This window comes from Mesorhizobium sp. M6A.T.Ce.TU.016.01.1.1 (assembly GCF_003997065.1).
In the GTDB taxonomy this organism is placed as follows: domain Bacteria; phylum Pseudomonadota; class Alphaproteobacteria; order Rhizobiales; family Rhizobiaceae; genus Mesorhizobium; species Mesorhizobium mediterraneum.
The window spans coordinates 21,441-33,730 of sequence record NZ_RZTJ01000011.1; the positions used below are offsets into that span (position 1 = coordinate 21,441).

The 12,290-nt window shown below is 60.2% G+C and carries 13 protein-coding genes; 6 read left to right on the forward strand and 7 right to left on the reverse strand.

Going from position 1 to position 12,290, the window contains the following annotated elements:
- Positions 1-25 precede the first annotated feature (25 nt).
- From EOC94_RS20025 to EOC94_RS20040, 4 genes are all read right to left on the reverse strand, one after another.
- Positions 26-601 carry a dihydrofolate reductase family protein gene (locus tag EOC94_RS20025; RefSeq protein WP_127292932.1) on the reverse strand — a complete coding sequence of 192 codons (576 nt, stop codon included), beginning with the start codon at positions 599-601 and terminating at the stop codon, positions 26-28.
- A 127-nt stretch (positions 602-728) separates the two neighbouring features.
- A complete protein-coding gene (locus tag EOC94_RS20030; RefSeq protein WP_126107403.1) occupies positions 729-1,253 on the reverse strand; it encodes an SRPBCC family protein in 525 nt (174 codons plus the stop codon).
- Between the two features lie 5 nt (positions 1,254-1,258).
- On the reverse strand, positions 1,259-1,648 hold the full coding sequence (locus tag EOC94_RS20035; RefSeq protein WP_126105605.1) for a metalloregulator ArsR/SmtB family transcription factor: 390 nt from the start codon (positions 1,646-1,648) through the stop codon (positions 1,259-1,261).
- A gap of 103 nt (positions 1,649-1,751) precedes the next feature.
- Positions 1,752-2,387 (reverse strand): ankyrin repeat domain-containing protein, encoded by a 636-nt coding sequence (locus tag EOC94_RS20040; RefSeq protein ID WP_127292935.1) that lies wholly within the window; start codon positions 2,385-2,387, stop codon positions 1,752-1,754.
- A 128-nt stretch (positions 2,388-2,515) separates the two neighbouring features.
- Here EOC94_RS20040 and EOC94_RS20045 point away from each other — a divergent pair, with 128 nt between their 5' ends.
- The 4 genes from EOC94_RS20045 to EOC94_RS20060 all read left to right on the forward strand — a co-directional run bounded on the left by EOC94_RS20045 (position 2,516) and on the right by EOC94_RS20060 (position 5,802).
- Entirely contained in the window at positions 2,516-3,085 is a 570-nt protein-coding gene (locus EOC94_RS20045; RefSeq protein ID WP_126105603.1) for a histidine phosphatase family protein, read from the forward strand.
- Positions 3,086-3,172: 87 nt separating this feature from the next.
- Positions 3,173-3,565, forward strand: coding sequence for a VOC family protein (locus EOC94_RS20050; RefSeq protein ID WP_126105602.1), 393 nt, complete (start codon positions 3,173-3,175; stop codon positions 3,563-3,565).
- A 255-nt stretch (positions 3,566-3,820) separates the two neighbouring features.
- Complete coding sequence (locus tag EOC94_RS20055; protein WP_126105601.1) at positions 3,821-4,831, forward strand: DUF4105 domain-containing protein; 1,011 nt, start codon at positions 3,821-3,823, stop codon at positions 4,829-4,831.
- A 116-nt stretch (positions 4,832-4,947) separates the two neighbouring features.
- Positions 4,948-5,802, forward strand: coding sequence for an aldo/keto reductase (locus EOC94_RS20060; protein WP_127292937.1), 855 nt, complete (start codon positions 4,948-4,950; stop codon positions 5,800-5,802).
- Positions 5,803-5,926: 124 nt separating this feature from the next.
- Here the strand turns inward: EOC94_RS20060 and EOC94_RS20065 are convergent, their stop codons facing one another.
- The 3 genes from EOC94_RS20065 to EOC94_RS20075 all read right to left on the reverse strand — a co-directional run bounded on the left by EOC94_RS20065 (position 5,927) and on the right by EOC94_RS20075 (position 7,587).
- Positions 5,927-6,232, reverse strand: coding sequence for a hypothetical protein (locus EOC94_RS20065; RefSeq protein ID WP_023799134.1), 306 nt, complete (start codon positions 6,230-6,232; stop codon positions 5,927-5,929).
- A gap of 145 nt (positions 6,233-6,377) precedes the next feature.
- The gene (locus EOC94_RS20070) at positions 6,378-7,184 is read right to left on the reverse strand and encodes a class I SAM-dependent methyltransferase (RefSeq protein WP_127292940.1); all 807 of its coding nucleotides are present in this window, start codon (positions 7,182-7,184) and stop codon (positions 6,378-6,380) included.
- Between the two features lie 214 nt (positions 7,185-7,398).
- Entirely contained in the window at positions 7,399-7,587 is a 189-nt protein-coding gene (locus tag EOC94_RS20075; RefSeq protein ID WP_127293151.1) for a hypothetical protein, read from the reverse strand.
- A 567-nt stretch (positions 7,588-8,154) separates the two neighbouring features.
- Here EOC94_RS20075 and EOC94_RS20080 point away from each other — a divergent pair.
- Both EOC94_RS20080 and EOC94_RS20085 read left to right on the forward strand, forming a co-directional pair.
- The gene (locus EOC94_RS20080; protein WP_127292942.1) at positions 8,155-8,802 is read left to right on the forward strand and encodes a response regulator transcription factor; all 648 of its coding nucleotides are present in this window, start codon (positions 8,155-8,157) and stop codon (positions 8,800-8,802) included.
- 336 nt (positions 8,803-9,138) lie between these two features.
- On the forward strand, positions 9,139-12,252 hold the full coding sequence (locus tag EOC94_RS20085) for a DUF5801 repeats-in-toxin domain-containing protein (protein ID WP_127292945.1): 3,114 nt from the start codon (positions 9,139-9,141) through the stop codon (positions 12,250-12,252).
- Positions 12,253-12,290 lie beyond the last annotated feature (38 nt).

Sequence of the window (12,290 nt, forward strand, 5' to 3'; positions counted from 1 at the left end):
CGAAAGTCTGCGAAGACCGGCTGAGTTAGCCAATTCCATAGACCAGGCTCACGCGCCCATCCGAAAGCTGCCCGACCTTCCGCAATTCGAGCCCACGACGATTTTGCGTCGTCGCAAACAGCGCCTTTCCTTCGCCGGCGAGCAGCGGATAGACGATCAGCCGGAGTTCATCCACCAGCCCGGCATCGATGAGGCTCGCGGTAATTTGGGCGCCGCCCATGAGATAGATGTCCTTGCCGGGCTGCTGCTTGAGGGCAGCGATGTCCTCGAAGGTCCGCACGAAGCGCGTCTTTGGCCAAAGCGCCGAAGTCATCGTGTTCGACAGCACATAATGCGGGGTCTGTTCGGCAAAGCGGGCCCATTCGAGCTCGGCCGGCATCGGCAATTTGCCGGTCATCGGCAGCGGCTTGTCCGGTTCATTCTGTATCGCGGTCCAATAGCGCTCATAGCCGGCATACATGGCGCTCCCGAGTAGACAGGCGTCGATTTGCGGCATCAGGCCGTATTCCTCCGACCATGCGTCGACCCAATCCGCGTATCCCTCGGGTCCCTCCATCTTGCCGTCGAGGGAAATCTTCATTCCGGTGATCAATTTGCGCATGACTTCCTCCATCGGGCTTGCAAAAAGCAAGCACGTTTCATCGTCGGTTCGTTGCTGGTGTGCGAGCTTCCAGGGGCGGATGCCGGTGGAGACTCGGCGGTGACTTCAGGGTGCCGACGCGATCGTGTCAGGTCGGCAGGCGGCGGTCGTATTCTTCGCGCAGGCGGCTCCAGCCATCCCAAAACGAGGTCGGCGTCTTGCCCGCGAGGCGGGCAGCCAGCATGTCGAGGTGCGTGTGCCAGCCGGCGGTGACGTTGAGCTGGGTTGCGCGTTCCGGCAGCCGGCGATGGATGACGGTGAGTAGCACATCATTGCCCTCCGGCTCCAGCAGGAAGGAAACTCCGCCGGTGTTTCCCCAGGTGATCGCGAGCTTGCGCGGCGCATCGAGTTCCGTAATGCGGCCCTCCATCCGATGCTCTTCGGGAAAACCTGCGGGGCGCTGGCCAGGCGGATCGGTCAGCTCGTCGTTACGCCAGACGAGTTCGAACGACGTGCCGGCCTTCATTTCCATCTGGCCCGCAGCCATCCACTGCCGGCGCAAGTCACTCTCGGTGAGATAAGCCCAGACGCGCTCGATAGGACCGGGCAAAAGGCGCTGAATGGTGAACGTGGCGGGCTCGGTCAGCTCGCCATAGGCTTCGATGCTTTTCATCTGGTTCACTGGTCGTCTCCTTCTTTTGAGTTGGGCGATTTCTTGGAATCATCCTGGGCTTTGCGTGCGTCCTCCTCGCGAAGGAGGCGTTCGAGAACGTCGAGGCGGTTGGTCCAGAAGCGCTCGTAGAAGCCAAGCCACTGATGGGCGCTGGCCAGCGGCCCGGGTTCGAGCCGGCAAACATGCGTCCGGCCCCTCACCTCTCGACGAATAAGCCCTGCATTCTCCAGCGCCTTGATGTGCTTGGAGGCGGCGGCGAGCGACATGGCGAAGGGTTGCGCCAACTGGCTCACCGTTCGCTCGCCGCCGGCGAGATCGCGAAGCATGTGCCGGCGGGTGGCGTCGCCAAGCGCGTGAAAGACCGAGTCCATCTGGGGCGCCTCTAATTCAACCATGTAGTTGAATATAGACGCGCGTCTTCAGATAGTCAACCGTTTGGTTGAATGATTTTGGAAGGAGACTCCACAGGCAGCCTGTAGCGGAAGCGGAGCGAAACCTTCACTTGTCTTCGAAGAAAGTATGAATCGAGGTTTCCAGCTTTTCGATAAGTTGAGGGTTATGGCAGCTTCCAGCCCAGATCAGGGCGTTCAGTCTCATATCCTTGTTGAGAAAGTTCATTTTCCGAGAATCAAGCAGGTATCCCGCGACGTCGTAGTGCCGTCCCTTGATAGCCTCGATAAGCGCGTTGTTTCTTCCGGTCTTATCACTCAGATTCACGTCGGCGCCATTCTCGACAAGCAGCTTAACGACATCCAGATGCCCGTTCTTTGCTGCTTCGATAAGGGCCGTCCTGCCGTAGTATTCGGCTCTTGCATTGATCTCTATTTCGGGATGTTTCACGAGAGCTAGAATGGATGCGTAGTGGCCCTTGGCCGAAGCGAGGCTCAAAGGCGTGCTCTTCCATGTGTTTCTGGAGTTCACATCGACAGCTGGGTGTTCGATCAACGCCTCGACCGCCGCGGTGCGGGCGTTGAGGGCTGCGAGATGAAGTGCTGACCAGCCGCCGCCGTCCGCCTCGTTGATATTGGCGCCGGCCGCCAACTCCGCTCGAACGGCCTCCGCATCGCCCCGTTCTGCCGCGAGCAGCAGATTCGACCAACCTCTCGCCCCTTCGGCTTCCAAGTTCTCGGTCAATGCAGTCGCCTCTCCGAATGCTCCCGCAGAATATCATTGTTCCGGTTCGGCCGACATCCATCGAATGACAGGCTTCCAGCGAAAAGCCTTCTCATTCGACAGCCCCATCGGATAAGGTGAGAAGCAAGATGCGAATTGGACGTCGGCGATTTCTGGTCCTGTCGCTCGGAGCGGCTGCCTTCGGCAAGGCACAAGCCTCCGAGCCACTTTGGGCAGCCCTGCGATCCGGAAAAGCTATCGCCTTGTTGCGCCATGCTGCCGCCCCGGGCTCCGGCGATCCCCCTGGCTTCAGGCTCGGTGATTGCAGCACACAGCGGAATCTGTCGGCAGAAGGTCGTGCGCAGTCCCGCGCGATCGGCGACCTGTTCCGTGCAAATGGCATCTCGTCGGCAGCCGTCTATTCGAGCCAGTGGTGTCGTTGCCTCGACACTGCTCGCCTGCTCGGTTTGGGCAAAGTTGTGCCTCTTGAGTTGCTCAATTCGTTCTTCGGCGACAGTGCGGCCGCAAAGGAGCACACCGCTGCCCTTTCGGCCTGGCTCCGCGGGCAGCGTTTCGGTGGACCAGCCGTTCTTGTCACGCATCAGGTCAACATCACCGGCTTGACCGGCGAGGTGCCGGATAGCGGCGAAATGATCATCGCCCGTATTCATGAAGCTGACCCCGTGCAGGTCATCGGGCATGTTGCCACGCCAGCTTGAGCATCATGGCGTTCGACCCCATCTCGTGCAGCGTCGCTTCAGTCGTGGAACAACGACGCGCGAGGAGAGATCAAAGGGAGTGATGGCATGGCTATCGATTTCAACCACACGATACTGTCGGCCCGCGACAGCGAGGCGTCGGCAAAATTCCTGGCGGAAATGCTCGGCCTTCCAGCCCCGAGGCGCTGGGGACCTTTCCAGATGGTCACGACCGAAAACGGTGCCAACCTCGACTACATGGATACAGCTGGCGAAATCACGCCGCAGCATTATGCGTTCCTGGTCAGCGAAGCCGAATTCGACGCGATATTCGGTAGGATTCGTGAACGGGCGCTCCCCTACTGGGCTGACCCTGGCCGGGCGCAGCTGGGCCAGATCAATCACCACGACGGCGGCCGCGGTGTTTATTTCGAGGACCCGAACGGTCACCTTCTCGAGATCATTACCCGTCAATACGGCAGCGGCGGATGGAACCCGTGATCGCTCGGTGACGTAGCCAGGCGGCGGACGCACTCAACTAGGTCATCATTTGATCGAACGGCCGATGCCGAACGCGCTCGTTTCGCGTGGGGCACCTTGTGTTCACTCCAAGCCTGCGAAATCCGCGACAACAGTAGTATCAGACCGATTGGTGCTCCAATATGGACAAGTAGAGTTGCCTTCGAACGTCCCGTGAGAAATGGCATCCAGGCAATGACAGGCCGCCCGAGGGCAGCCCGCCAGAGGGGGGAATAAATGCGTCGCATCGCTCGGACCTCGCTTGCCATCATCCTTTCGCTAGCCGTCGCAATCCTGACTGGCTGGGCCGGACTTGCCATGTGGTATCGCCTGCCCGTGGCTGAGCCTGGACGGACTATGGCCGGCGTCCTTTTCATCTTGTTCGGCCTCGCCACCGTCATTGCGCTCTTCAGCCGATTTCGCATCAGGGCGCTTGTCCTGTTTGTGGCTGCGCTTGCTGTGGTTCTGGTTTGGTGGAGCACCATCAGACCTTTCGATCATGCGGACTGGGCGCCCGATGTCGCCCGTCAGGTGACCGGCACCCGCGACGGGAATCTGTTGACGCTGACGGACGTGCGCGACTTCGAATGGCGTAGCGACACTGATTTCACCGAACGCTGGACAACGCGGACCTACGACCTCTCCAACGTTCAGACGGTCGACCTCTTCATGTCTTATTGGTCCGGGACCAAAATCGCCCATGTCATCATAAGCTTCGGCTTTGCAGGAGGTGACTACCTTGCCTGGTCGATTGAGGTGCGGCGCCGTGCAGGCGGCAAGTTTTCACCCATGGCAGACCTGTTCAAGAGCAATCCCCTGGTCATTATTGCGGCTGACGAGCGAGACGTCGTCGGCGTCAGGTCAAACGTTCGTGGAGAGGACGTCCAAATCTATCGGCTAAAAGTGTCACCGGACGCGGCCCGGGCGCTCTTGCTGGAATACGTCCTGGACGCAAATGCACTTTCCACGACGCCGGAGTTCTATAATTCCATCACGACGAACTGCACGACCACGATCGTCAAGATGATGCGAGCCGTCGGTGACGTGGTCCCGCTTGACTGGCGCCTGATCGTTAATGGCTATCTTCCCGAATATGCGTATGCACGGGGTGCGCTCGATAGCCGCTTGCCGATGTCGGCTTTGAGGGAGTTGGCCCACATTGACGGCCGTGCGCGGGAGTCAGGCCTTTCGCCAGATTTTTCAAGATTGATCCGGATTGGCGTGCCATCTCCCGTTCCAATTTATTGATCTCCAGGACCGTGTCACGGCGCATTTCCACTTTCTCCGCCTGTCGACTCGCCTTGGCGGACACCGAGCCTAGATAAGCACTGCGCTGGGGCGAAGCGATGCAGAAGGACCTGAGCATGCCTGAACAAAATACCCTGAATAAGCCTGAACAGATCACATTGAACGATGGCTCAGCCATTCCCCAGATCGGCCTTGGCGTGTGGCAGGTCGATCCAGCCATCACGAGCAAGGTGGTGAGTTGGGGAATCGAGGCCGGCTACAGGTTGATCGACACCGCCGAAGGCTACCAGAACGAGGAAGGCGTCGGGCAGGCGATCCGCACGGCTGGCGTGCCGAGAGGCGAGTTGTTCATCACCTCCAAGCTGCGCAATGGCGCGCATCAGCGTGACGCCGCCCTTCGGGCTTTCGACGAGACGATGAGCAAGCTCGGGATCGAAAAGATCGACCTGTTTCTGATCCACTGGCCAGTGCCCAGCCAGGATAAATATGTCGAGGCGTGGAAGACCCTGATCGAACTCAGGCAATCCGGCCGAATCAAGTTGATCGGCGTTTCGAATTTTAACCAGGACCATCTGGAGCGGATCATCGGCGAGACCGGGGTCACGCCCTCGGTCAACCAGATCGAGCTTCATCCCCGGTTTCAACAGCGCGGCATCAGAGATTTTCATAGCACGCACGACATCCGCATCGAAAGCTGGAGCCCGCTGGGCAGCGGCCGGCTATTGAGCGACCCGACCCTTGAAAAGCTCGCCGGAAAACATCGCAAGTCCGTGGCGCAGGTGATCATCAGATGGCACCTTCAGGAAGGGCTGATCGTCATTCCAAAGTCGGTCCACCAGAACCGGATCGCCGCCAATTTCGATGTCTTCGATTTCGAGCTGGACGCGGCAGACCTTGCGCTCATTCGAGGCATGGACTCATCAGACGGTCGCACCGGGCCGAACCCCACCACGGCTGCGTTCCTGTTCTGAGGGAGCCGACGGCGAAGCTGCCAATCTCCCCCCTCGTGGGGGAGATGCCAAGTTGGCAAAGAGGGCAGGACAGAGGGGGGGCGCTGTCCCGCCGGCCCGTTGAAATTAGCCCTTCCCGCTCACCTCATATCCCCGATCCATCCAGCAGCGGGACATCTTCTTCGTCCCAGGGGCTCGGCAATGAACCCTTGCTCAGATTGGCTGTCGGCAGCGGCATCCAGCATTTCAGCTCGGGTTCGGCGTATTCAACCACGCGTCCTGGAGACGAGTCGGACGCGCGCCAGCCCTCGCTGCCGAACTGGTCGGCTCGAGACCAGTAAGCCAGGTCGACTTCCGCCGGCCCCTGTTCGGAGGGCCGAACCGTGACCAGGATTCGGCTGCCATCCCTTGGCGCGCTTGACATGTGACGCCACCGATCGGGCTCGTCCATCGTATCTCCTCCTGACGCCGGCATGACGACCTCGGCCGTCCAGACGAATAGTCGCTTCACGTGCAAAGCCGGTCAACCCGAACTTTGCGCAGGACAGGCTATAGTTGGCGGCCTGTCGGTCTGTCGCGACGTGGGCTCGCTGTCATCAGCGAACCTTGGCCTTGACCGCCCAGGCTCTCGTTTTCAGGGGAATCGACCCGTCCTCGCCGCGCGGCAGACTCTCACGGAGCCTCTCCATCAATTTCTGGCGAGCTGCGGGGGCGAGGCTCATGCAATAGCCGGGTGCGGGTCCCGCACCCAGGGTGAAGGGGTGCCAGTAGTCGTCAAAATCCTTGAATACGGCCGGCATTTCAAGCCGGGTGGAGTCGACGGAAACCAGACCGGCCTTCCTGGCGAGATCGGTCAATCCGTCTTGTGTGCAGAACGGAAAGCGCCTGTCCTCGGTAAGGTCGACAGCGCCGGGGTCAAGCGCCGTCGCAGCGGTCCAGAAGGCCCGCATGAATTCCACCCCGCCGCCAGGATAATCCCAGACATAGAACCCAATCGTCGCGTCGCGGCGGGCCACCCGCCCCATCTCCGCGAGCGCCTTTTCCTTGTCGGGGATGAAGTTGAGAACAAGCGCCGACACGACCATGTCCTTGCTGCCCGATTCGGCAGACAGCGCCTGCGCATCGCCTGCGAGAAATTCGACGCGTTTGTCCGGCACGTTCGCCCGCGCCTTGGCGAGAAAACCCTCCGATGGATCTATGGACACCAGGCTCCTGGGGTTACAGCGCGCCAGGATGGCTGCCGACAGCGCCCCGGTTCCGCACCCCACCTCCAGCCAGTCCAGCCCTTCTGCCGGATCGAGCCAATCCAGGAACAATGGAGCGATCTGACGGCTCCATCGCCCCATATAGACGTCGTAGCTATCCCCGGCCTGCCAGGCGTCGTGACGCGTTGCCTCGGTCATCGCAATCTCCTCCCGGAGATGATTTCAGAGCATTGGTCGGCTGCAAGAATACGCCCGCCGCAATCCAAGGAACAGAGGCGCAGGAGTGTGACCTGAGCTCGAATTGCATAATCAGAGGGATCAGACGCTGGACCTCTCCGGTCCCGGGGAAATCGCCTGCTGACGCAGGCGATCGGTCGGCTGGTTCCGTGCGACTCTTTGCGCCGCTCGCCGACTATCGCCGCGTTGCCGTTCTGGGAAATTCCACCACGTCTGCGGGCGGACGCTTGTACTGGGCTGCAACAATTGCATCGATCAGAATATCCAGAGCCGCACGAACCGTGCTGCTCGTCTCGTCATCGCCGCGCAAATAGTGGCAGGCTCGTTCAAGATGGAGGTGGGCGGCGGCAAAGTCGCTAGTCATGGATTCTCCTTTTGCCCGCCGTTCGACAAGGATGGCCATCTCGACTTACCCAAAGGCAAATATCCACAGGTGGATTTGAATCAAACTTGGCCGGTTAACCAGATCTTCAGCAACTCAAGGCGACCTTGCTGTGCGGACATGTGTTGAGCTCCGCCTCAGGCAACAGGCCCGCTCCGGAGACCGGGGCGGGTTTTTGCTTGAATGTCGCCTGGGCAGAACTTGAGATGGCGCGACGGCTGGAAGTCCGCCATTCGTCCAGGTTGGGCCAACCGGAGCAAGCATGCCTGACGTGGAAACCAGCCGCTACGCGCGCGCTCTCTTTCGCCCGACACCAGCAGATCGACGAGGGCGCGCACCCAATCGGCCTAAAGCCCGCCGCATCAGCCGTGGTATCGATGCTACACATGCGTGCCAGGCTAGGGCAGCCGGGCCCGGCATGGCCCTAGCCTGGGTTACTGTTATAGCTACAGGTATATTAGTGATTTCTTGACAAACTCTCGTAGCTCTGCTTTCCTTGATTCATTGATAATTAAGTAAGTCGTGCGTTTTTTTGGGGACGGTGTTCGCATGTCAACCTTGGTTGTTGCGGACCCGCGGGGAGTCTATCTCGCCGGTCTGGAGTGGGTTCTGCGGAAGGCTGGCCACAGCGTTGTGGCAAACTGCCATCGCATAATTGACGTTGTCCCGCATGTGGAGCGCCATCGGCCTGATATTGTCGTCATAGGCGTGGACATCGCCAGTCAGCAGACGGCCAGTCTCTCCTCTCGACTGAGAACTATGAACAGCGCGCTGGGCATAATTTTCATCCTGCAACCAAACGGCGGGTTCGGCGTCAAGGACATACAGGAGCTCGACGCCGACGGCTTGCTGCTGGACGGCATCAGCCATAGCTATCTTGTCGAATGCGTAAATGTCGTGGCGGCCGGTCGAAAATGGGTCGACAACAACATCCTCCAGCATCTGTTGATGCCGATATCTCAGCATCATCCCGAGCCGAGGCTTACAGGACGTGAGGCCGAAGTCGCCAGCCTCGTCGTGCGCGGGTTCCGCAACAAGAACATCGCCGAGCAGCTGCACGTATCCGAGGGCACGGTGAAAATGCACTTGCACCACGTCTACGAAAAGCTCCACCTCAGCAGCAGGGCTGAATTGGCCTGGGCGACGTTTGACAAAGCTGCCGATTATCCGGGGACAGGTCACAAGAGCGGGCTTTGACCATCACCTTCGGCCAGGCGTCGAGGCCGCTGCGTCAACATGATATCGGCCACAGGCCGGAAACCCACAGCATATCGATCGCCCGTTACACCAACGCGGTCATCCGCAAGCGCCTGTCGGCGCTCGATAAATCGAAGGATGTATATCGTTCGATCAGGGTGCGGTTATTCACCACAATACTATCGAACCGAGAATGGACGCGTCCTCTCCATCGGCGACACAATAGGTTCGAGGGCTGCAATTCAGGACGCGACCGATGCACTCGGGTAGGTGCAATTCCGGCGTCTGGGGGTGGATCCCTTTTTTCTTGAAGCGTTTTAACCAAGGAGAATCTCCATGGCAATCGACATCGTAGCTCAAGACATCATCATCGACGAGACCACCGGTCTTCAGGTCGAGGACGATGATGTTAACCCGTTGGATTCGCCGCACAGCACCGATCCCACGCTGCAATATCTCCTAGGTCTCGACGATGCGGGCGGGCTGACCTCACCGGAGGTCGCCTTCCAGACCGACTTCGTGGTCGCCTCGGCGAGTGCAGGGGAAACCATCACCTCGGTCGTTCTCTCCCAGAACCTCAATGGAACCCCGTTTTCCACCACCGTCGGCGTGAACAGCGACATTCAGACGGTCGATGGCAATTATGTCTGGCTGTTCCAAGACCCAACTCATGCAAACGTCGTGATCGGCGTCATCGGTACCTCTGACGGGACCGTCGCGCCCGACCCAACCGGTCCGCTCGCCTTCTCGCTTGGGCTGAACAGCACCAGCAACACCAATGCGAACCTGTACACGGTCCAGTATGTGCCGTTGTTCCATCCGGACGAGACCAACCCGGACGACCGCATCGATCTGACTGACAAGGTGTTCGCCTCTGTCACGGGGACCACCGTGGTCAATTTCGGCCAGCTTGGTGACGCCCCTCCTGGACACAACAATTGGTATATCCTCGACGCCGACGTAGCGAGCCCGCAGAAGATTCTTGTCACGGCTCACGACAATGGCGCGCAAGCTGAAGTCAACATCAGCACGCAAGGCTTGGGTGTCGCATCTCAAGACGTGCGCTTTGGCCGTGAGCTCCAGATCGACCTGATCAGCGGCGGCACCCAGAGCGCGGGTAAGGACTTTACCAACACGCCAACCGCGCCTGACTACGACGCCCACATCGAGAACGTCTCCGGCGCGGGTTTCTCGGTCTCGCAGTCGACGCCGACCAACACCGTGGCTGACATCGAGATCCACGCCTATAATAATGACGACAACGCGGAAGGCGCTAATCTCCCCGGTGATGACAACGATACGGAGATCAATATCACCGGAGTGACTTTCAAACTGAACGGCGTCGCAACAACAGCCGCGGCCCTGGGCATCACGGTTGATCTCAGCGGCACTGGACTGATCCTTCAGGATGTCGGCGAGGGCGTGACGGTCGACTTCACGACCGCAGGCGGGGCTGGCGGAACCTTTGACCGCTTCACCATCAAGAATATCGACACCGAGAAAGACTATTTCGATGTCAAGGAGGTGCACTTTTCTGGTGCTGTAGCCAACGCCCACAACGAACAGGTCGGCTCCTTCATCAACTTCGACGATGACGGGCCGACACTCTCGATCACGGCCGCGCCGACGGTTGGCGCCGCCGAGGTGGTCGAGGCGAGCGGGGTTGGCGGGCAGAGCCAGGCGACGATCACGCCGCCGACCTTCACGGCGAGCGCGGTCGACGGCTTCACAACCAATGTGACCTACGCCCTGGCCCTGGCGGGCGGGACGGCGACCGGGCTGCTGACGACGGCGGGCAATCATGCGATCACGCTAGTGGCCGACTCGGCCAGCCAGATCTCGGGCCAGTATGACAGCGACGGCAACAACACGCTCGATGCGACGGCGTTCACGGTGACGCTGTCTGGCACGACGGTGACGCTGACGTCGTTGGTTGCCCTTGAGCACTCGAACGCGCCGCAAGGCGCGGGCGAGGACAACTCGCTCGACCTCGGCACTCTGATCAACGTGGTGTCGACGGTGACGGTGACGGACGGCGACGACGACGTCGTGTCGTCGCAAAGCGCGAGCTCGGGGCTGTCGCTGACCTTCAACGACACCGATCCGACGATCACGGCACCGTTCGACGGTGACCAGACCGGTGCCCCCGGAACCCCCGAGACGCTGGCTAACACGCTCAACGCGTCGGCTACCGGAGCCTTCGGGTACGACATGACGGACAAGCACACGGCCGCAGAGTATGCGGCGGGTGTTAGCGACTTTGTCGATACCAACGGTGCTTTGGCGGGCACCCAGATCGCGCTGACCGGCACGGTCGACAACGCGCAGAACCCGAATATCACCCAAGCGGTCGCAACCCGCACGGCTGAGACCGATACATCTGCGTCGTTTGCCTTCTCGTTCCACTACGACAAGGACCCAATCACGGCTGGTGTGCAGGACGCTACGGCGGGCGGCACGCTTGTCTTCGACAAGGCTGCCGACACCTACACCGTCACCCTGACCGACGTGATCGACGGGTTCAGTTTCGACGTGCTTCACACCAGCGAGTTGGTGGCGAAAGCGCCCACCGGCAACACGGGACACCCGCTGATCGTCGCGGAGCAGCTGACGCCGAACGGCGATCCGGATCCGTTCTTCGTGCAGTTCACCGCAAACTCGACCACCCAGCAGATCGGCTTCGGGTTCAACTCGACCGGCGACGGAGCGACCGTTGGTGACACCACGTTCAACAACGGAGGTGCCACCCACGACATGATCACCAACACCCACGAAGACTGGGTGTCTGCAACCCGGGCGACAAACGGGGTCGCCGGTGACACGATCCAGAAGGGTGAAGTGCTGACGTTGCGGTTCTTCCAGGAGAACATCCTGGGCGACGTTAACCCGAATGCTCCCGGGGGCGGCACCGAGAGGCTTGACCCGACCACATCTGCCAGTGGGGTCGTGATCAAGTTCGACGGCATCGGCAACAGTGAGGACCTGGTCCTGATCCTCGATCTCAGGGACGCCAACGGCAATGAGATCACCAGGGCCGTCAACGTCCAGAACTTGGACTTGATCAAGGGCAACGCCAATGTCCCCTTCCCGTACAACACGGAGTTCACGCTCGATAACAACGATGCCCTCCTGATCTTGGAGAGCAACGACTACAATGATGGCATCGAGACGTTCCAGATCCAGGGCGTGCAGATCATGCAGAGCGACAATGGGCTGACGGGTACCGCCATCAACCTGAACGGGGCCGTCGGAGCGGGCGGTGACAGCAGTGCCACCTCTGGTCTGACGGCATGGGACACGACCGATAACGACGTCCTGAAGATCGTGGACATCGGGTTTGTGCAGCAGACCAGCGGGACGATCAGCGCCGACCTCGTCTTCGCCTTCAACGTGGCGGACGCGGACGCGGACCAGACTTTGACGCAGCAGATACTTGTTGACGTCGCCTGACACTTGACCAAACGGGGGCAGCCAATGCTGCCCCCGTA

Excerpts from the sequence above, each read along its gene's own strand:
- EOC94_RS20025 (WP_127292932.1), bottom strand. The coding sequence starts at position 601 with ATGCGCAAATTGATCACCGGAATGAAGATTTCCCTCGACGGCAAGATG.
- EOC94_RS20075 (WP_127293151.1), bottom strand. The coding sequence starts at position 7,587 with ATGACTAGCGACTTTGCCGCCGCCCACCTCCATCTTGAACGAGCCTGC.
- EOC94_RS20085 (WP_127292945.1), top strand. The coding sequence starts at position 9,139 with ATGGCAATCGACATCGTAGCTCAAGACATCATCATCGACGAGACCACC.
- EOC94_RS20050 (WP_126105602.1), top strand. The coding sequence starts at position 3,173 with ATGGCTATCGATTTCAACCACACGATACTGTCGGCCCGCGACAGCGAG.
- EOC94_RS20070 (WP_127292940.1), bottom strand. The coding sequence starts at position 7,184 with ATGACCGAGGCAACGCGTCACGACGCCTGGCAGGCCGGGGATAGCTAC.
- EOC94_RS20035 (WP_126105605.1), bottom strand. The coding sequence starts at position 1,648 with ATGGTTGAATTAGAGGCGCCCCAGATGGACTCGGTCTTTCACGCGCTT.
- EOC94_RS20030 (WP_126107403.1), bottom strand. The coding sequence starts at position 1,253 with ATGAAAAGCATCGAAGCCTATGGCGAGCTGACCGAGCCCGCCACGTTC.
- EOC94_RS20045 (WP_126105603.1), top strand. The coding sequence starts at position 2,516 with ATGCGAATTGGACGTCGGCGATTTCTGGTCCTGTCGCTCGGAGCGGCT.
- EOC94_RS20065 (WP_023799134.1), bottom strand. The coding sequence starts at position 6,232 with ATGGACGAGCCCGATCGGTGGCGTCACATGTCAAGCGCGCCAAGGGAT.
- EOC94_RS20060 (WP_127292937.1), top strand. The coding sequence starts at position 4,948 with ATGCCTGAACAAAATACCCTGAATAAGCCTGAACAGATCACATTGAAC.
- EOC94_RS20055 (WP_126105601.1), top strand. The coding sequence starts at position 3,821 with ATGCGTCGCATCGCTCGGACCTCGCTTGCCATCATCCTTTCGCTAGCC.
- EOC94_RS20080 (WP_127292942.1), top strand. The coding sequence starts at position 8,155 with ATGTCAACCTTGGTTGTTGCGGACCCGCGGGGAGTCTATCTCGCCGGT.